The sequence below is a fragment of the Hydromonas duriensis genome (assembly GCF_004363775.1).
GTDB classification, from domain to species: Bacteria; Pseudomonadota; Gammaproteobacteria; order Burkholderiales; family Burkholderiaceae; genus Hydromonas; species Hydromonas duriensis.
Map to the genome: position 1 here is coordinate 72,701 of NZ_SNZE01000010.1, position 19,750 is coordinate 92,450.

The 19,750-nt window shown below is 47.0% G+C and carries 13 protein-coding genes and 1 other RNA gene; 13 read left to right on the plus strand and 1 reads right to left on the minus strand.

Annotation, left to right across the window (positions count from 1 at the left end; genetic code table 11):
- Positions 1 to 34: 34 nt before the first annotated feature.
- The 4 genes from DFR44_RS06235 (at position 35) to rnpB (ending at position 4,764) form a co-directional block, all read left to right on the plus strand.
- Entirely contained in the window at positions 35 to 1,702 is a 1,668-nt protein-coding gene (locus DFR44_RS06235) for an NAD-dependent malic enzyme (RefSeq protein WP_133620169.1), read from the plus strand.
- A 209-nt stretch (positions 1,703 to 1,911) separates the two neighbouring features.
- Positions 1,912 to 2,529, plus strand: a complete 618-nt coding sequence (udk, locus tag DFR44_RS06240) for a uridine kinase (RefSeq protein WP_133620171.1) — start codon at positions 1,912 to 1,914, stop codon at positions 2,527 to 2,529.
- A 156-nt stretch (positions 2,530 to 2,685) separates the two neighbouring features.
- Positions 2,686 to 4,359: a long-chain-fatty-acid--CoA ligase gene (locus DFR44_RS06245; RefSeq protein WP_133620173.1), complete on the plus strand. Its 1,674-nt coding sequence runs from the start codon at positions 2,686 to 2,688 to the stop codon at positions 4,357 to 4,359.
- A gap of 82 nt (positions 4,360 to 4,441) precedes the next feature.
- Positions 4,442 to 4,764, plus strand: an RNA gene (gene rnpB / locus DFR44_RS06250) — RNase P RNA component class A.
- Positions 4,765 to 4,827: 63 nt separating this feature from the next.
- Here rnpB and rpsT read toward each other — a convergent pair.
- Positions 4,828 to 5,094: a 30S ribosomal protein S20 gene (gene rpsT / locus DFR44_RS06255; RefSeq protein WP_133620175.1), complete on the minus strand. Its 267-nt coding sequence runs from the start codon at positions 5,092 to 5,094 to the stop codon at positions 4,828 to 4,830.
- Positions 5,095 to 5,400: 306 nt separating this feature from the next.
- Here rpsT and murJ point away from each other — a divergent pair, with 306 nt between their 5' ends.
- From murJ to DFR44_RS06300, 9 genes are all read left to right on the plus strand, one after another.
- Complete coding sequence (murJ, locus tag DFR44_RS06260) at positions 5,401 to 6,969, plus strand: murein biosynthesis integral membrane protein MurJ (protein WP_133620177.1); 1,569 nt, start codon at positions 5,401 to 5,403, stop codon at positions 6,967 to 6,969.
- 130 nt (positions 6,970 to 7,099) lie between these two features.
- Positions 7,100 to 8,287 carry an efflux RND transporter periplasmic adaptor subunit gene (locus tag DFR44_RS06265; RefSeq protein ID WP_133620179.1) on the plus strand — a complete coding sequence of 396 codons (1,188 nt, stop codon included), beginning with the start codon at positions 7,100 to 7,102 and terminating at the stop codon, positions 8,285 to 8,287.
- A 60-nt stretch (positions 8,288 to 8,347) separates the two neighbouring features.
- Complete coding sequence (locus DFR44_RS06270; RefSeq protein ID WP_133620182.1) at positions 8,348 to 11,476, plus strand: efflux RND transporter permease subunit; 3,129 nt, start codon at positions 8,348 to 8,350, stop codon at positions 11,474 to 11,476.
- Between the two features lie 39 nt (positions 11,477 to 11,515).
- On the plus strand, positions 11,516 to 12,181 hold the full coding sequence (locus DFR44_RS06275) for a protein-L-isoaspartate O-methyltransferase family protein (RefSeq protein ID WP_133620185.1): 666 nt from the start codon (positions 11,516 to 11,518) through the stop codon (positions 12,179 to 12,181).
- Positions 12,182 to 12,193: 12 nt separating this feature from the next.
- Positions 12,194 to 13,654: a TolC family outer membrane protein gene (locus DFR44_RS06280; protein WP_133620188.1), complete on the plus strand. Its 1,461-nt coding sequence runs from the start codon at positions 12,194 to 12,196 to the stop codon at positions 13,652 to 13,654.
- A 648-nt stretch (positions 13,655 to 14,302) separates the two neighbouring features.
- On the plus strand, positions 14,303 to 15,064 hold the full coding sequence (locus tag DFR44_RS06285; protein ID WP_133620191.1) for a response regulator transcription factor: 762 nt from the start codon (positions 14,303 to 14,305) through the stop codon (positions 15,062 to 15,064).
- A gap of 11 nt (positions 15,065 to 15,075) precedes the next feature.
- Positions 15,076 to 16,134, plus strand: coding sequence for a FecR family protein (locus DFR44_RS06290; RefSeq protein WP_133620194.1), 1,059 nt, complete (start codon positions 15,076 to 15,078; stop codon positions 16,132 to 16,134).
- Positions 16,131 to 18,116, plus strand: coding sequence for a CHASE2 domain-containing protein (locus tag DFR44_RS06295; protein WP_133620198.1), 1,986 nt, complete (start codon positions 16,131 to 16,133; stop codon positions 18,114 to 18,116). Before DFR44_RS06290 ends, DFR44_RS06295 begins: the two co-directional genes overlap by 4 nt.
- A 1,111-nt stretch (positions 18,117 to 19,227) precedes the next feature.
- Positions 19,228 to 19,686: an ESPR domain-containing protein gene (locus DFR44_RS06300; RefSeq protein ID WP_133620201.1), complete on the plus strand. Its 459-nt coding sequence runs from the start codon at positions 19,228 to 19,230 to the stop codon at positions 19,684 to 19,686.
- The last annotated feature ends 64 nt before the right edge of the window (positions 19,687 to 19,750 follow it).

A 19,750-nucleotide genomic window follows, 5' to 3' on the forward strand; every position in this document is an offset into this window, starting at 1 on the left:
AAAGTAAAGCAATTTCAAACACGAAGGAGTGACGATGGAGTCCGTTGTTAAAGTTAAGTCGCGTGGACGCGCGTTGTTGGAAGACCCCTATTTAAACAAGGGCACGGCATTTACGCTGGAAGAGCGTCGTGCGTTTGGCATCGAAGGTCGCTTGCCAAATCGCGTAGAGACTTTAGAAGAACAAGTGGCGCGCTCGTATGAACAATATTTGCGTTTTACCAACTCGTTGAATAAATACATGTATTTGCGTGGCTTGCAAGATTACAGCCGCACAGAGTTTTATGCTTTGTTGCAAGCGCACATTGAAGAAATGCTCCCGATTGTCTACACGCCAACCGTCGGTGAAGCGATTGAAGAGTTCAGTCATATTTATCGTGCGCCTCGTGGTTTGGTGGTGACAGAAGATAATTACCAAGACTTGGATGCCATTCTTGCGGGTTATAGTGATACTGATTTGGCTGTGGTGACTGATGCAGAAGGCATTTTGGGTATTGGTGACCAAGGTTTTGGCGGGATTGCGATTTGTTTGGGTAAATTGAGCTTGTACACTTTGACTGCGGGCATCAACCCTGCGCGCAGCCTCCCCGTGGTGCTTGATTTTGGTACGGACAATAAAAAATTACTCGAAGACCCCTTTTATTTGGGTGTGCGCAAACCGCGTGTTCGTGGTGCGAAATATTTTGAAATGGTCGATGCGTTCATTGAAGCGTGGAAAAAGCGTTTTCCGAATGCGTTATTGCAATGGGAGGATTTGAGTAAATCCACCGCTTTTGACGTTTTGGCGCGTTATCGCAATGTTGTGCCCAGTTTCAATGACGACATTCAAGGCACGGGTGCAATGGCCTTAGCAGGCTTGTTGGCGGCCACAGAGCAAGGCAAGACGTTGAAAGAACAAGTGTTCTTGGTCAGTGGTGCAGGCGCGGGTGGCATTGGCGTGGCGATGCTGGTGCGCAATGGCTTAAAACGCTTGGGCTTGACCGAAGAAGAAGCCTGCAAACGCATTTATGTGTTGGACTCACGCGGGTTAATTTTGGATGACCGAGAAGGCTTGGAAGAATACAAAAAAGTCTTTGCCCATTCGCGTGCTGATTTGGCAGGCTGGGAATATGCGAGCACAAATCCAAACATGATTGAAACCATTCGCAATGCCAAAGTCACTGTGTTGTTAGGCTTGTCAGGTCAAGGCGGTTCGTTCGATCAAAAAGTCATTGAGGCAGTACAAAAAAATACCGCCAAGCCCATCGTTTTCGCCCTGTCAAACCCAACCAATTTGACCGAAATTTTGCCTAAAGATGCGATTTGCTGGACAGACGGCAATGTTTGGATGGCAACGGGTAGTCCATTCGCACCCGTCGAATGGAAAGGCAAAACCTATGTCATCGGGCAAGGCAACAACACTTTTGTATTTCCTGGGATTGGCTGGGGTGTTGCCGCTTCAGGCGCTCGTACAGTAGAACCTGAAATGATGGTCGATGCGTCATTTGCCTTGGCGGCTCAAGTCACGCAAGAACGCCTAGACAGTGGCGCGGTCTTCCCTCGAATTGTTGACTTAATGAAAGTCACTGACCATGTTGCACGTGCGGTGGCTGAATGTGCCTTCCGCCTCGGTGTGGCCACGGTGTCACACGAAGAGATGGAAAAGCGTTTGGCCGAACGCGATTGGGTTCCGCAATACAAGCCTTACGAATACGATCCAACATAAGATTTATAAAATGGGCGCTTTCTTGACTCAGGTTTGATTCAAGTTAAATGATGCTCATCGGTGTTCATCGGTTTAATGCGTAAATAACGTGTTAAACCGATTTTTTTATGCGTGTTTTTATGTAAAAAAGAATCCGCATTGACTTAACATCGACTTTGAGTGGTCATAATGTTAAGATTCGCCTTGTAACGACTTTATATTTTTATCCCATGAACACACCTTTTATTATTGGCATTGCAGGCGGCAGCGGCAGTGGAAAATCGACAGTGACCCGTAAAGTCATTGAGGCAGCAGGTACAGAACACACCGCCGTTATCATGCAAGATAATTATTATCTCGACCAAAGTGACATGACGCCAGAGCAACGTGAGCGGACCAATTACGATCATCCGCACGCATTTGACTGGCCGTTGATGATTGCGCAAATCGATGACTTGCGCAATGGTTTGCCGATTAAGATGCCGCAATATGATTTTGCAGCGCATACGCGCTCAGATGTGGTCGTTCGAGTGGCACCCGCTAAAGTCATTGTGTTGGAAGGTCTGTTTGCGTTATATGACAAAACCTTACGCGACATGATGTCAATGAAAATTTATGTCGACACTGACCCAGATGTGCGCTTCATTCGCCGTTTGACTAGAGACATACATGAACGTGGTCGAACGATGGAAAGCGTCATCGAGCAATATAAGGCCACCGTGCGCCCCATGCACAATCAGTTCATTGAACCGACCAAACGCTTTTCCGATGTGATTTTGCCCCATGGAGCCAATGAGCCTGCCGTCGACATGATTACAGCGAAAATTACCACGCTGGTTAGAATATAAGCAATTGCCTCGCTAACTACTTGTTAAATCAATGAATATTTTATCAAGGGCGAAAAAAACGCACGCGCGTGCGGTTGTTGGGTAAAATGTATGTAATACAATATGAATGCACAGCAGTGCAACTACCATAACTATTTATAGGTTCAGGAGACAAGCATGAATCAACCTTGGTTAAAAAGCTATCAAGCAGGCGTGCCTGCAACCGTTAATGTCGAAGAATATGCGTCAGTAGTGGGTATTTATGACGAAGCATTCGAGCGTTATTCTGACCGCGTGGCTGCAATGAACATGGGTAAAAGCATCACCTATGCTCAGATGAATCAATACTCGAAACATGTGGCTGCATGGTTGCAACAACTGGGGTTGCAAAAGGGCGAACGCGTCGCCATTATGATGCCCAATTGCTTGCAATATCCTATTTTGGTGGCGGCTATTTTACGAGCGGGCTACTGCGTGGTGAATGTGAATCCGTTGTATACCGTTACGGAACTGACGCATCAATTGAACGATTCAGAAGCGAAGGCGATTTTTATTCTGGAAAATTTTGCCAGCACCTTACAGGCTTGCTTGCCAAATTTAAAAACCCTAAATCATATTGTGGTCACCAGCCTAGGTGATTTGCTCGGCTTGAAAGGTCATGTTGTCAATTTTGTTTTGCGTCATGTCAAAAAAATGGTGCCCGTATGGGACATTGAAGAGGCAGAATCATTTAAGACAGTCTTGTCTAAAGGTGCCAGCTTGAAATTGACCCCCGTGCAGCTGGGGCATGATGACTTGGCGTTCTTGCAATACACAGGTGGCACAACGGGTGTGTCCAAGGGTGCGACCTTGACGCACGGCAACTTGGTGGCCAATGTTTTACAAGCTGATGCGTGGTGTACTCCAGGTTTGGATTTAGACAAAAATCCAAGCCCTGTTTTTGTATGTGCTTTGCCGTTGTATCATATTTTTGGTTTGACAGCGTGTGCCTTATACTCGGTTCATCTGGGCGGTCGCTTGTTGTTGATTACCAACCCGCGCGATGTTCCCGCCTTTATCAAAGAATTGTCGAAATATCCTTTTTCGATTTTACCCGCCGTCAATACGCTGTTTAATGCGCTGCTCAATCACCCTGACTTTGCCAAATTGGACTTTTCAAACCTCAAAGTGGCTTTGGGGGGGGGCATGGCGGTGCAAGAAAGCGTCGCGGAAAAATTTCATCAAGTCACTGGTGTGCCGATATGCGAAGCCTATGGTTTATCCGAAACCAGCCCTGCGGCATTGTTCAATCCCGTTAATTTAACCGCCTTTACTGGACAAACGGGGCTGCCCATGTCATCGACAGACGTGGCGATTTTGGATGACAATGGACAGCATTTGCCTCTGGGTGAGACGGGGGAAATTGGTATTCGTGGGCCACAAGTGATGCGTGGTTATTGGAAACGCGATGACGAAACAGCTAAGGTCATGACCGCTGATGGCTATTTCAAAACGGGTGACATCGGCATTATGAATGAGCAAGGCTATGTCAAAATCGTTGACCGTAAGAAAAACATGATTTTGGTCTCTGGCTTTAATGTTTATCCGAATCAAATTGAAGATGCCGCTGCTCGACATCCGAAAGTTTTGGAGTCGGCCGCCATCGGTGTGCCCGATGAACACTCGGGCGAGGTGGTGAAGTTGTTTGTCGTCAAAAAAGACAGCAGTTTGACTGAGAGTGAGCTTATGTCGTTCTTAAAAGGGCAGTTGACGGGGTATAAACGTCCCAAATACATCGAGTTCCGCGCCGACTTACCCAAGTCAAATGTCGGAAAAATTTTGCATAAAGATTTACGCGAACCTAAAAAATGATGCTTGAAATGCCTCAGTCATTCTGTCCTAAAGCCCTGTTGAAGCAGGGCTTTTTTATATGGGCTGTGTTACAATGCGCCTCCATGCCTGCTGGGCAATCGCTGCTGCATCTTTAAGATGTGGGGGAGGAAAGTCCGGACTTCATAGAGCGCAGTAGCGGCTAACAGCCGTCCGCCGAATCCATAAGGCGAGGAATAGGGCCACAGAGACGAGCGTATTCAGTTACGGTGAAACGCGGTAACCTCTACTGGAAGCAACACCAAATAGGCACACGTTGAGGCGGCTCGCTGAGTGTGCGGGTAGGTGGCTAGAGTTCGACGGTAACGTCGTTCCCAGAGGAATGATTGCTGTGCGCACAACTTGTTGTGGGCATCACAGAATCCGGCTTATAGGTGGGCATGGACTATTTATAAAAAAAGCGAGATCCGTCGATCTCGCTTTTTTGCCAAGGTTGAGTGCTTAAGTGAATTAAGCAGCCAAAGCTTTGATGCTGGCGTTCAAACGGCTCTTGTGACGAGCGGCTTTGTTTTTGTGAACGATTTTTTTGTCAGCAATGCTGTCAATGATTTGAGCTGCTTTAGCGAAAACTTCGCGTGCTTTAGCGTGGTCGCCTGCATCGATGGCTTTACGAACTGATTTAACCGCAGTGCGGTATTGTGAACGCAACGCTGAATTGTGAGCGTTTTGTTTGACGGCTTGGCGCGCGCGTTTGCGTGCTTGTGCTGAGTTTGCCATAACTATTCCTTAAATACTGTGAAATGAAAATCGATTTTCTATCGGCTTCTTGAGGCTTTTTGCAAAATGTGTGCTCAAATACGCCTTGCGCAAAGCGCATTTGCATTTTAACTTTATGTAGCCCAGCACTGAAAAATGACGAGTGCATCAAGAAAATAGCTGTAAAATATAACACTTTTTGAACAAAGACGCAACGGTTTTCGCGAGAGCGGTCGGTATAAGTGGCGATGACAGCCATTTTGCCGTTGCAAAGTTTGATTTTTGTTGGCTTTTTAACCAAGGCGCAAGCGCCCATTTTAAGAATATATGAATTTACTCAAAACTTTGGCTTCTGTCAGCGGCATGACTTTGCTGTCGCGCATTGCGGGTTTAGTGCGTGAGACGCTGACCGCTCGAATTTTTGGCGCGGGGGCAACCACGGATGCTTTCTTTATTGCCTTTCGTATCCCGAATTTATTGCGACGACTGTTTGCAGAAGGTGCGTTTTCTCAAGCGTTTATCCCGTTGCTGGCGCAAAGTAAAAATACGAATGGGCAAGATGCAACCAAAGCACTGGTCGACCATGTGGCGACCGTGTTGTTTTGGGTGGTCAGCATGATCACGATTTTAGGCATTGTGTTTGTGAATGCCGTGTTGGCATTTATGGCCAGTGGCTTGATGGCGGGCAGCGAGCCTTACAATCAAGCGGCGTTGATGACCCAAATCATGTTTCCTTATATTGTGTTTATGGCGTTGTCCGCTTTGTTTGCGGGTGTGCTGAATACATGGAAAAATTTTAATACCCCTGCGTTTACGCCCGTTTTGCTCAATCTGGTATTGATTTCTTCAATGATTTGGCTCTCGCCTCACATGAATCCGCCGATTCTCGGCTTGGCGATTGGTGTTTTTGTGGGTGGTTTTGTTCAGCTGGCATGGCAGATTCCTGCGTTACGCAAGATAGGGATGTTGCCCAAAATTTCGTTTAACTTGGCTGCGGCGTTCCGAGATGCAGGCGTGCGCCGTGTGTTGAAACAAATGGTGCCAGCAACGTTGGCGGTGTCAGTGGCGCAAATCAGCCTCATCATCAACACCAATATTGCCACGCATTTAGGCGCAGGCGCGGTGTCGTGGATTACGTATGCCGACCGTTTGATGGAGTTTCCGACGGCGATGCTTGGGGTGGCTTTGGGTACTATTTTACTGCCGAGTTTGTCTCGTGCGCACAGCACTTCGGATGAGGTTGAATACAAAACCATTTTGAATTGGGGTTTGCGTTTGACTTTATTGTTGGCTTTGCCTTCTGCGGTGGGCTTGGGGTGTCTCTCGGTTGCATTGACCAGCAGTCTGTTTCATTATGGACATTTTAGTGCGAACGATGTGATGAAAACATCTCAGGCTTTAAGCATGTACGCCATTGGTTTAGTTGGTTTAATTGCGGTGAAAATTTTGGCGGCGGCGTATTATGCCAAGCAAGATATTAAAACCCCTGTGAAAATCGCCATTGTTGTGTTGGCGGCGACGCAGGGCATGAATCTGATTTTTGTTCCCATCTTTGGCCATGCAGGTTTGTCGCTGTCGATTGGCTTGGGTGCGTGTCTGAATGCCGCGATTTTGTGCTTTTTGTTGGCGCGACGTGGTGCGTTGGGTGGTGCGGCGGGTTGGTTGCCGTTTTTCACAAAATTATGTTTGGCCTTGTTGGTTTTGGCGCTCGTGGCGTATGGTTTAGGGCGGCAAGTGGATTGGCTTGGTTTGGGGCAAGCCGTTGGTTTTGCACCCAAGATAGAGCGTTTGGCGACGTTGTTTGGTATCATCATCGTCAGTGCGGGGGCCTATTTTGCAGTTTTGTTTGGCTTGGGCTTCCGTTTGCGTGATTTTAAATTGGTTGCTAAGGGTTGACGCTAAAATTGTTGTTTTTTTGTTTTTGTGCCATTGTGAAACGCTCTTGCATGATTTATCCAAAATCACCATCTAGCATGAGCTCCCGATAGTCAGGGTCGTTACATTCTTATAAAAAGCGGTATTTATTATGTCTTTGCAATCTTTTAAATCTTCTGAATCTCGATCCTTGCGCAAAGTCATGCTGTGGGCATTGTTGATAGCTTTAGTCGCCCTCGTCGGTTTTCGTATTTATCAATCAATGGGGCGCGCCAGTAAGGCGAAAGTGCCGCCTGCAAAAGTGATGCAGTTAAAAGCCACTGAACTGATTGCCGTTCAACCTTCGACATTTGAGCAGACCTTACCCTTGTCTGGTGCGCTCACCCCCTATACGCAGGCGACGGTCAGTGCGCGTGCGAGCGGCGAGGTTCAAAGCGTCAAAGTGCGTGAGGGGCAGGTCGTCAGCAAAGGTCAAGTTTTGGCGGTTTTGGTTGGTACGACGTACCAAGCGCAGTACCAACAAGCGGTTGCCAATTTAGAATCAGCTAAAAGTGCATTAGAGTTGGCAAAGAAAGATTACGACAATAATCGCCAATTGGTCCAAGAAGGCTTCATTTCAACCATGGCGTTGCAAAAACTCGAGGTGAGTTTGGCCAATGCCAATTCGCAATTGCGTAATGCTCAAGAAGCGCTGGTTATCGCAAAACGCGCATTGAGCGAGGTGACGATTGTTGCGCCCGTCTCGGGTGCGATTGCGACGAGTAAAATCAATGCGGGCGATACGGTCGCGATTGGTTCGCCATTATTCAGCATCGTCAATACAGATCAATTTGAATTGGTGGCCCCTATTTCGGCGGAACAAATCGGTTCTTTAAGTGCAGGTCAAACAGTTCAGTTAAGCAGCATCGGTGTGGCGCAACCATTTCAAGGGCGAGTTGATCGCATCAACCCCGAAGCGCAAAACGGTTCACGCAGCTATTCAGTGTATGTCGCCGTGGACAATCCAACGGGTCAGCTCAAATCAGGCATGTTTGCTCAAGGGCAAATTGTATTGACCGCAAGGACGGGCGTGTTGACTGTGCCCGCCACCGCGATTCGCCATGTGGACAATCGAAATTTCGTATACGTCGTTCGCGATGGCAAAATGACAGAGCAAGATGTGAATTTGGGCGCGCGTGCCAGTGACGCGATTGATGCTGCCGTTGAAATCACATCAGGCCTGAATGCAGGCGACCAAGTGGTGCGCTTAGACTTGGGCGTGCTCAAGTCTGGGGTCGATGTGGTTATTTTGAGCGACAAGGGCACTGATGCACCTCCAGCACCAGCGGTCAGCCCTTAATCGACTTGATATTCAGCGTTTTTATATTGCCCGTGTTTTTTAAATAATTAAAGGTTCGCCATGTGGTTCACCCGTGTGAGTATTAAAAATCCAATTTTTGCTGTGATGGTGATGCTCGCACTCATCGTTTTGGGCATGATGGGCTACAACCGAATGCCCGTAGACCAAACGCCCGAAGTTGAGTTTCCGATTGTCGTCGTGCAAACCACCTATGACGGAGCCGCACCGACATCGGTTGAAAATGACGTGTCGCGCCCAGTAGAAGAGGCCTTGAACACGGTGGGCGGCATCAAAACCCTAACCTCGCGCTCTTATCAAGGCTTGTCTGTGGTGACTGCTGAGTTTGAACTCGGTACCAATATGAATAAAGCCATGCAAGACGTGCGTGGCAAAATGGATACGCTTAAGCGCAGTCTACGAGATGAGGTGGATACGCCCGTCGTTTCGCAAGTCGACCCAACTGCCGTAGCCATGATGACTTTGGTGATTTCGGGTGACAGTCAACGCAGCTTGCGAGACTTGACCGATATGGCGGACAACACCATTGTGCCGAAAATTCAAACAGCCCGAGGCGTGGGCGATGTGACGATTTTGGGTGGTGTCAAACGGCAAGTCAATATCATCCTCGATGCCAATCAAATGGAAAGTTTAGGTGTCACGGCCGCGCAAGTGGCGAGTGCCATTAAAGCCAACAACCAAGAGTTACCCGCGGGTACGATAGACAACAACGAAAAACAAATCATTGTTCAAGTGAAAGGGCGAATCACTGACATACAAGGATTTCGTCGCATCGTTGTGGCGAATCGAGGGGGGCAGCCTGTTTATTTGGAGCAAATTGCGACGGTTGAAGATGGCATCAAAGAGAAAACCAGCGCATCCTTGGTCAACGGCGAGCCTACGCTGGGCTTGAGTATTATCAAATCCAGCGGCACCAACACCATTGAAGTGGCGGACAATGTTCGTACTGCACTTGCAGAGCTACAAAAAAGTTTACCCGCAGACATCAAAATCACCGCCCGTACTGACCAGTCAAAAACCATTAAAGCCGCAGTAGATGATGTGCGCAACACGATTTTTGAAGGTGCGATTTTGACCATCATGATTGTGTTTTTGTTTTTGCACTCATGGCGCAGCACGGTGATTACCGCTTTGACTCTACCCGTGGCGATGATAGGTACGTTTGGTTTTATTTATCTCATGGGCTTTACCATCAACACCATGACCTTGATGGCACTGTCGCTATCGGTTGGTTTGTTGATTGATGATGCGATTGTTGTGCGTGAAAATATCGTGCGCCATGTACAGATGGGCAGCGACCACTACACCGCTTCGCTTGAAGCCACAAAAGAAATTGGTTTGGCGGTACTGGCAACCACGCTCAGTATCGTCGCCGTGTTTTTGCCATTGGGCTTTATGAAAGGCATTATTGGGCAATTCTTCCATCCGTTCTCATTGACGGTGGTTGTCGCGGTGCTGTTGTCCATGTTCGTTTCTTTCACATTAGACCCCATGCTGTCAAGCGCGTGGTACGACCCTGATGCGCATAAACCGTTAGAAAAAAAACGAGGCGCAAAACTATTGGTTTGGTTTGAAGGGCATGTGGAAGATTTCAGCCTGTTTTATCAACGCATGTTGCGTTGGGCTTTAAAGCATCGCGTCAAAACTTTATTGATTGCCTTTATGACTTTTGCCATCAGCTTACCGATAGTTAAAGTGATAGGCTCAGAATTTTTACCGCAAACAGACCAGTCCGAAATGAATGTGCGTTTCAAAACGCCTGTTGGTACAACTTTGGAGCAAACCACCGACAAAGTGAAGCAAGTACAGGCCGTGCTTAAAGCCGAGTTCCCAGACATTGACTATAGCTTTGCACGAATCGGCGGAGGCACGAGTGGCTCAAATGTGGCGAATATTTATGTCAAATTAAAGCCTTTGAGTAAACGCTCACATTCTCTAGATGAGATGAAAATATTGGTTCGTCAGCGTTTGGTGCAAATCGGTGGGATTAATATTTCTAAAGTATCTGGGCAAGAGGGTGGCCCCGCAGGTGCAAATAAACAATTAATTTTCAATATCAAAGGCCCCGATTTAAATCGCTTAGAAGCCTATAGCGCAGAAGCCTTGGCTAAATTGAAATCAGTGCCAGGGACGGTGGATTTAGAATCAACGGTCGCTGAAAAAAAACCATCGATGGATTTGAAAATTGATACGCAACGGGCCGCAGACTTGGGCTTGAATACCAGCAGTCTCGCAACGACCGTCTCTGGGCTGGTTACAGGAACGAGCGCGGGCGTATGGCGTGCACCCAATGACGAGGATTACAGCATCGAGTTGCGCTTAAAAGAGTCGCAACGCACGCGCCCTGAGGACATCGCCAACTTACGTATTGCCACCGCAGGTACGAATAGCAATGGCCAACCGATATTGGCCCGTGTGGGTGACGTGGCGCAAGTTGTACAAGGCAGCACCTCAAATGAAATTGTGCGTGAAAACTTAGTTCGGCGCATTCAAATTGACGCCAACCCAGCAGGGCGCAGTGTTGGCGAAGTCTCCGCCGATATGGATGCCGTCCTCAAGGACATGAAATGGGAGCCGGGTTACAGCTACGAAGCCGCAGGCGACTCCAAAGACCAAGCGGAATCAATGGGTTACGCCATGACTGCTTTGGGCTTAGGGATTATTTTCATCTACATGGTGTTGGCTTCACAATTTAACAGCCTCTTGCAGCCGATTGCGATTATGAGCACATTGCCCTTATCGTTGATTGGTGTCTTCAGTGCTTTACTGCTGTTTAAATCGAGTTTGAATATGTTTTCAGTTGTGGGGTTTGTTTTGCTCATGGGCTTGGTGACAAAAAATGCCATTTTGTTGATAGACTTCATCAACCAAGCCCGCGCCAGCGGCTCAACGCGAGAAGAAGCGATTTTAGACGCGGTCAAAATTCGTTTACGCCCGATTCTCATGACCACACTGGCGATGGTGTTTGGCATGTTGCCGATGGCGATGGCTCTAGGCGAAGGCTCCGAGCAACGCGCCCCGATGGGGCAGGCCGTGATTGGTGGCACGATTACGTCAACCTTATTGACCTTGGTTGTTGTTCCCGTCGTATACACTTATTTGGACGACTGGGGCGCAAGAGCAAAAAGGTTTTTTGCTAAGAGCGGCACTTCTGAACAACAACCGCACTAATATTTAATCCAATAATAACTTCAAAAATCAGGTGAACACATGAAACGCGACGCATTATTCAATATGATTGAACAGCAAATCCGCCCATGGGATGTCAGCAACCCAGCTGTACTTAAACTGTTGCACGACTTACCACGCGCAGGTTTTTTACCCGCGTCACATCAAGCATTTGCATATGTCGACACCGAACTGCCATTGGTGATTGACGGTGTGGACACGGGCACTCAACTGCTCACACCACGGGTGGTGGCGCGCATCGTACAAGCTGTCGACGTGCAAAAAAATGAAACGGTCGCCCAAGTGGGGCTTGGAGATGGTTACATGGCGGCACTGCTGGCAAGATTCGCCAAAACGGTGACGGTCTACGAGTTGAATGAAACCATTTTGCATTTTGCGCAACGCAATTTAAATCAACATCATGTGCGCAACGTCAATTATGAGCTGGGTGATGGCTTGAAACTCAGCACCGAAAAATTTGATGTATTGGTTCTGGCAGGTAGTGTTGCACACCTTACCCATACGATGAAGCAACGCATCCATGTGGGCGGACGCTTATTTGCAATCATCGGAACCGCAGGCGCACCAACCATGCACGCCGTACTGGTTCATCGAGTGGGCGAGTCAGACTGGACGCAAGAGGTCTTGTTTGAAACCATTGCCCCCGCGTTGACGCAAAGCGACACACGTCCCACTTTCGTATTTTAAGAAAAGCGCAACATGAAACGAAATACCCTGTGTCTGTCGTTATTACTCGGTTTGGGCATATGTTCGACACCCGTACACGCACTTGATTTGGTCGAAGCCTTCAATGCGGCACTGCTCAATGACCCGACATATCAAGTCACTGTCGCTCAAAAAGCCGCCACCGACGCACAAAGAAAACAAGCGCGAGCCGCGCTCATGCCCACTATTGGGCTAACGGGCAGTTTCTTGCACACCAACACGCGCAACACCAGCACGTTTTTAGGCACTTCGGGAACAAGTGATGTGCGTAAAACCTACCCCGCCAATCTCACCATCAGCTTCACGCAACCGCTTTTGGAAATTGATAAAATCACTGCGTTTAAACAGATTGACCTCAACACCGACTCGGGCGCACTACAACTCGCACAAGCACGCCAAGACTTGATAAATCGCGTCATACAAGCCTATTTCAATGCACTGCTGGCAGAAAAAAACGCCACTATCGCGGCTGAACAAGAGCGCAATACGGCCTTGCAACTGAAAATTGTCAAGCGAAGTTTTGACGTGGGTAACACCACCATCATCGACACAAACGAAGCCGAAGCCGCCTACTACCGCGCCAAAGCCGCCGCGATTAACGCCGCCAGCACCGCAGAGAATGCCCGCTCCGCATTGGCGGATATGATGGGACGAGACATAGACCCCAAAGAAAAGCTCGCCACGCTGAGTACTCCGCTGCACCTCAAAATGCCCGTACCCGACACCCAAGACAAATGGGTTGCGCGTGCTCGCGATGAATCCTACGCCATCCAAATTGCCAAACTCGCCTACAAAGTCGCCGAACTTGACGTCACACGCAAAGCGCAACAGCACCTGCCTGTTGTCAACTTCGTCGCCAATCAGGTGTGGAAAAGCACCAGCTTAAACCGCGCAAGTGATGTGAGCACCAGTGCTCAAAGCTTTGGCTTTGAAGTCAGTATGCCCATATTTGATGGCGGCTTGATTGGCGCGCAGGTGCTCGAAAGTGAAGCATTAAAAACCAAAAGCTACCAAAATTTACGTGCAGTTGAAAATCAAGTCGCGCAAACCACCCGAACCGCCTACAATCAAGCTGTATCAGGACTGGCAACGATTGCCGCACTCCAAGCCGCTCAAAAATCAGCCAGTGCCTCGGTCAAATCAAATGAAATTGGCCGTTCATTGGGCATGCGGATTAATATCGATGTCCTCAATGCCGAACAAACCCATGCCCAAACCCAATACGATTTAGCGCAAGCCGTGTACAACACGGTACTGGGTAATGTCAACCTAAAAGCCGCCATCTCCAAACTGGGTGATGAAGACGTGGTATTCATTAACAGCCTGCTTGACACTAAGCCGCAACCCGTCGCGACTCAAAATCCCTCGTTGTTACAAGACAAAGGCTTGGACAGCGGCGACGCTCAACACGTCATCAATCGCACACAAGACCCGAAAACCCTACCTGCTCAATAAATATTAAAATTAAAGCAAGTGACAGGTAGGGGGCACTTAAAATAAAACATCGAACACATCAACATCACAAGTCAAAAAAACATCAATTGTGCAAAATAAAAAATGACGGCACAGCACCAACTTTAATGAATTAAACACCCCGAAAATCAACAATTTAGAATGGTGTCAGCCCGTATGATTCTGTTGTTGTGCTTATTTTTTTCAGATAAATATATTTTTTTTATACACGATTAACTTTCTTTGTCGTATCATGACTTTTATATACAAATTGAATAAATTCAGGGAGATGATGTGAAACAACCGTTGCAATTGATTATAGGTAGCATATAGCCTGTATGCGGGATGAAAATGTATTTTCTTGCAGGGTCCGCTAAACATAAGACTCCGTGCTTGAAAAAGAAGTCAATGCAAGGTAGGACAAGCGTCATGCGTGCTTGCTAAAGCCAGTAAATATGGGCATGTGTAATGAAATATTCGACTTTTTTGGGGAGGAGAGACGTAAAAAAGATGTGTATAAAAACCCGAAATATTAAATTTAATTAATAATAATAAAGAAATAAAATTGTCTATAGTGTAAATACGTTTATAATAAAAATAGACAATAAGTGAGTGTAAGTATAAACAACGTAAGTAAGATTGGATAAACAAATGATTCGAATAGCAGTTCTTGATGATAATGTTACGCATCTACAAATGATTGAATTGGCCTTGGTCGGCGATCCAGATAATTGGGATGAGCCTGTTGAGCTCCTCACATTTGATAGTGGTCTGGCCCTGTTGAACAGTTTAAAAACAGAAGATTTTGACTGTGTCATTTTAGATCGTAATGTCCCTGACATGAGTGGAGACGTTGTCTTGCAATGGATTCGTCAGTATAGAGACGTACATATCCCCGTTGTGATGGTGACGAGCAACAAAGCAGGCTCAGACGTGGTGGAGTTGTTGAACGCAGGTGCGGACGAGTATGTGACCAAACCTTTCTACCCCGCCGAGTTGTTGGTTCGCGTGAAGCGTTTAATTGAAAATTCTAGAGCGAAAAATGAAGCGCCCTCAAAAAATGAGGCGTTAGTGGCCGCTTTAGAAGAAACACCACAAAAAACTGAGGTTTTTGGTGTGATTTTTGATGACTTCAGCTTAACCATCAACCATGCCAGCCAGTTGATTAAGCTCACGGAGCTTGAATACAACTTAGCGAAGTTGTTTTTCAATAATGTGGGCGTCAACTTGTCCCGTGAATTTATTTTGCAACGGGTTTGGATGCGAGACAACAAAGATGCAGGTCGTTCATTGACCACGCACATTCACCGTATTCGAGACAAGCTTGAATTGACGGCTGAAAATGGCTGGGCGTTGCGACCTGTGTATGGTTATGGTTACCGCTTGGATTATTTCAAGAAAGACGAGCAATAAGGTAATAGACCATGAGCGTCAGATTTAAACTGAAGTATCGCAGTATTGTATTGCGCGCCTTAATATTAGGGGTGCTTTCTTGTGCCGCCTTGACTGGGCGCGCTCAAGAAGCCTGCGACACTTCAGATCCGCTGGTCAACATCCCGCGTGCATCCGAAAAATCCGATGCGCCAGCTGTAAAGAGTGCCAATAAGAAGAAACCGCGTGTCAAAAAAAATCGTCACGCTAAGGCAAAACGCAGCCCCAAAGTTGTGAGTACTGCGCAAACGCCCAAGCTGATTTCAGAAGTCGGGCAAGTCGTTGTATCCGATGCCAAAGGAATACCTCACCGTTTATTTAACACCAAAGGTAAGGCGGTGCCGATACAAGATGGCTACACGGTTCAAACGGGCGTACAAAGTTTTTTCTCAATGGGACTATCTGACGGTAGTCGTTTGGTGATACCCAGTAACTCAACTGTCCTCCTCAAGCAAATCACCAAAACGCCCATACTGATTGATGTCAAAAAAGGTCGAGTCGAAAACTACGTCGGCGACTCCAGCCTATCAAACCCAAAGAACAAAAACAAAACCAGCTATCGCGTGCGCACACCTGCAGTGACATTAAGTGTGCGTGGCACGAAATTTGGGGTTGAGCATGACGCTGCTAGCAATATCACTCGAACCGATGTATCTGAAGGTGTCGTCGCAGCGCAAAGCCCAACTTTATGCGGGGCGCCGATTATTTTGTCTCATGGCAAAGGCGCATTCGCCTCTGCACAAGGCATCAGAGAATACACCATGCTCCCCGCTCCCAACCTCGAACAGTTGCCATTGGTGGTGCGAGGGAAAACATTACAGCTAAAAGTCCCCGAAATTGCCGCTGCTCGCCGTTATCATTTTCGCGTCAGCTATGACGAACAATTTTTGTTGCTCGTACAAGAATCATACTCCGACATCCCCGCCATGGAATTATCAGGCTTAGACAGTGGCTACTATTTCGTTAAAGTCAATGGAGTCGATGCCGATGGCGGTGAAGGTCTATCAAGTGCAGTCAATATACTGTACCAGCCTGACGCGCGACCACAATGAATACGCCAGTCGTCAACACCCCACAAAAACGCCGCATCAGAATACTGGTTGAATGGTTGATTATCCTATTCTTAATTTTAGGGTTTGGCTTTGCCGTTAAGCAATACGGTGTATTTGACATGCTCGACCTTGCCACATACGATAAGCTCGCATGGAAGCGAGAGCAAGCCCCCGATTCAAGAATAGCCATCATCGAAATTGACGACAAAAGCTTATCGCAGCTTGGGCGCTGGCCTTGGCATCGTCGCGTGCATGCCCAATTTTTAGATCAGCTCAGTCAAGCGCGAACCGCAGGTGTTTTTATGAATATACTATTCATTGAGCCATCTGAGCACCCTGAAGACGACCAAGCCTTGGCAAAGTCAATTCAAAAAATGCGAAATTTGGTTTTGCCCGCCATGCTCGCCACAGAAGACGGGCAAATTTTTGACTTAAGTCACCCCGAGGACCCCGCGCGCATCAATCGCCCCCTAGAGCAATTCACCAAAAATACGCGAGTCGGGCTGGTTGCAGCCGAACCTGACATTGACAACGTTCTGCGACGCATGTACAGCGCATACGATGTGCAAGGGCAAAAGCTCGTCAATAGCAGCCTGCTTCTGCTTGAACCCAACGCCCAGCCCGAAGTTGAGCAACAACTCATTCCATACACAGGTGGAATGGACAACTATGACAGCTACAGCTATATTGATGTACTCAACGGCATCGTTCCCATCTCCGAGTTCACAGGCAAATACGTGCTGATTGGCGCCACCGCAAAAGGGCTTGGCAGCATCTTTCGCACCCCTTTTGGCATGATGTCGGGTGTTGAAATTCAAGCCAACGTACTTGATGGGCTGCTGAACAACAGAGACATCGCCGTCCCCTCGCCAAACGAAACCCTGTTTTATACCCTCCTACCGATTGTGGTTCTCATGCTCGGCTTCTTAGTTGTCGGCGAACGCTGGCATTTATATTGGCTGATGCTCGTACAAGGTGTTGTGATTTCTGGGTGCGCCTATCTATTCGTTGGGCAACACATCTGGGTGCCCGCCACAACATCCATTATCCTCATGGCACTTGCCTACGTGTTATGGATTTGGCGGCGCATCGCAGGCGTCATGCGCTACTTTGACGCGCAAATTAAGCAATACAACAAACAAAACAACCCCTCGGGCAACAATAAAAACCAAAAGTTCGCGCTCAATTGGACGCTATACAAAGTATTCGGTCAAATAGAAGCCCTGCAAAAAGAACAACGCCAAACCCAAGCCCTCAATCGAGAGCTGATTGCTTACCTCTCGCACGACCTCAGAACGCCGCAAGTGAGCATACTCTCATCAATAGCCTTGTATAAAAAGAGCGCAAATCCACTTGCAGAAAAAACCATAGACGCACTTCATGCCACCATCGAAGACAACGTCCATAAGACACTCCACTACGCTAAAAATCTAGTCGAGCTCAACCACGTACAAAGCGGCAAACTCATGTTTGAAACGCACCACCTACAACACATCGTGGACTACGCCGTTGAGCAACTGCACAACCAAGCCAAACAAAAACGCATTGAACTTAACGTCGAGCGTAACCCCGAGCTTGAATCATGGGTCAACATTGACGGTGAGCTCATTGAACGCGCCCTCGTCAACCTCATTAGCAACGCCATTCGTTACAGTCCGTCTGACAGTCAAATCACCATCCGCCTGCAGCACGCCACGCACGACGGTCGTGCATGGGCAAGTGTCAGCATCAGCGACCAAGGGCAAGGCATGAGCCAAGCACAGCAAGACCAACTGCTCGGGCGCGAGACTGCATCGAACCCAGCAGCCAAAGCCCCCATTCAGAACCACGTCAGCCAAAAAGCCCCCGATGCCGCAGGCAGTATGGGCATCGGTTGGCGCATGATACGCTCCGTCATTCAACGACACAACGGCAGGCTCGACATCGACAGCACGCCCAACCAAGGCAGCACCGTCACCATCTCTCTACCGCTGGACGTATAATCGCGCGAGAATGCCGCATCAAGCGGCAATTTTCACAATGCAGCAAACATCACAAACAGTGCAAATAGCACTTCGCATTCTTTCGCTCTAGCTGAACACACCCACACAAGTTTTTCTTCTGCTGAATGGTGTTTTTCGTCTTTTTGAAGACTTTTTCATATTGAGTCCTCAACAACGAGAAACCTTTAAAAAGTATCTGTTCACTTCACACGCCACTTGGGTCAAAGTCCGTGTCTAGGTATAAGCCGCATAAAATTCAACAACAGCATACATGGTCAGCCATCAAACATAAAAAAATGCGTAATAAAACCACGCTGATGCAGCAACTTACTTTTAAATTGATTTTGCAATGCAATAAACCGCATAAAGCCACATCAAAATAGGGTTGAGGTGTCGAGCGTTAGTTTGTCATCTCTATATATTTAGTAAAATTTTCGTTGTAAAACGTAAATAGCGCAAGAAAAAGCACTGTTTGATAAAAAATTAAGCAATATAAACAATATAACAATTTAAAAATAACCACCAGCCTCGCATCTCCTTTTTCACATCCGAACCTACCCACCGCTGTATTCGAAAAAACTATCAAGCCTTGTTTTTATTGGCATTCAACGGGTTGTATGTGTCCTTGTTTCCTCCAAATTCACACCGCGTCATTGGCAAAAACACCAGTAAAATCCTGAGTATTTTTACTTTTACTGGCGTAAAAAAACCTTTAGATGTTCAAAAATAGGATTTTATATATAGTAAAAACCCGCTTTTTTTAAATTAAGTACTCTTTTTTTGTTGCTTAAACCACGTTTTTATTAAAAATGTTTGTTTTTTACAACCCTATTTGTGACCATTTTGAATCAATTTCACAATCGTAATAAAGAGTATTTTACATATTCAACCATATAAAAGATAAACAAAGAATAAATATTTATTATAAACATTTATATGAGTAAAAAACAGTTAATAGTACATATATTGATTTTTCAGTATTTTTTGCTATGTGTAGAATCTCGCTAGGTAAATGTTTAGATGTCCTAAATGTCTATTTTTTTAAAAAATAAACATATGTAAATTTGCAAAGTTTTTTTAGGGTGTTTCTTGTTAAGTCAGAGGAAATGAAATGAATATTAGTTATCGTAGTGTATACAATGAAAAGACGGGCACATGGGTCGCGGCAGCGGAGAATGTGTCCACGTCAGGTAAAAAGAGTAAGCTCACCGTACAAGCCGCAGCGGGCTCGTCTTTAGCGTTTATTGGCGCGTTAGCCGCCAGCCAGGCCAATGCGCAGATTGTCATCGGAACGGATGGCACGAGCGCGGATAATGGCACGGCAGCGGTCGTAGGTGGTGGCAATGGCTTCTCAGGTTATGGTATGGCAATTGGTTTTCAAGCCATTGCGAAAGTTAGCGGTGGTGGTTCAGGTGTTGCCATTGGTGATTGGAGTTTATCTGATAATACGGGTAATGGTTTTACCACCGCAATAGGTATCAGCGCAACCGCACAAGGTGTCAGCGCAACCGCGATTGGTGCGCAATCATATGCAAGTGGTGTTGCTGCTCGTTCAAAACTGACCATTTAAAGGCATAAATTTGCGTTCAAAATTGACCAGGTAATCCAAGTATTCTGCTTATTTTATAAGCAGG

Excerpts from the sequence above, each read along its gene's own strand:
- DFR44_RS06235 (WP_133620169.1), top strand. The coding sequence starts at position 35 with ATGGAGTCCGTTGTTAAAGTTAAGTCGCGTGGACGCGCGTTGTTGGAA.
- udk (WP_133620171.1), top strand. The coding sequence starts at position 1,912 with ATGAACACACCTTTTATTATTGGCATTGCAGGCGGCAGCGGCAGTGGA.
- DFR44_RS06245 (WP_133620173.1), top strand. The coding sequence starts at position 2,686 with ATGAATCAACCTTGGTTAAAAAGCTATCAAGCAGGCGTGCCTGCAACC.
- rpsT (WP_133620175.1), bottom strand. The coding sequence starts at position 5,094 with ATGGCAAACTCAGCACAAGCACGCAAACGCGCGCGCCAAGCCGTCAAA.
- murJ (WP_133620177.1), top strand. The coding sequence starts at position 5,401 with ATGAATTTACTCAAAACTTTGGCTTCTGTCAGCGGCATGACTTTGCTG.
- DFR44_RS06265 (WP_133620179.1), top strand. The coding sequence starts at position 7,100 with ATGTCTTTGCAATCTTTTAAATCTTCTGAATCTCGATCCTTGCGCAAA.
- DFR44_RS06270 (WP_133620182.1), top strand. The coding sequence starts at position 8,348 with ATGTGGTTCACCCGTGTGAGTATTAAAAATCCAATTTTTGCTGTGATG.
- DFR44_RS06275 (WP_133620185.1), top strand. The coding sequence starts at position 11,516 with ATGAAACGCGACGCATTATTCAATATGATTGAACAGCAAATCCGCCCA.
- DFR44_RS06280 (WP_133620188.1), top strand. The coding sequence starts at position 12,194 with ATGAAACGAAATACCCTGTGTCTGTCGTTATTACTCGGTTTGGGCATA.
- DFR44_RS06285 (WP_133620191.1), top strand. The coding sequence starts at position 14,303 with ATGATTCGAATAGCAGTTCTTGATGATAATGTTACGCATCTACAAATG.
- DFR44_RS06290 (WP_133620194.1), top strand. The coding sequence starts at position 15,076 with ATGAGCGTCAGATTTAAACTGAAGTATCGCAGTATTGTATTGCGCGCC.
- DFR44_RS06295 (WP_133620198.1), top strand. The coding sequence starts at position 16,131 with ATGAATACGCCAGTCGTCAACACCCCACAAAAACGCCGCATCAGAATA.
- DFR44_RS06300 (WP_133620201.1), top strand. The coding sequence starts at position 19,228 with ATGAATATTAGTTATCGTAGTGTATACAATGAAAAGACGGGCACATGG.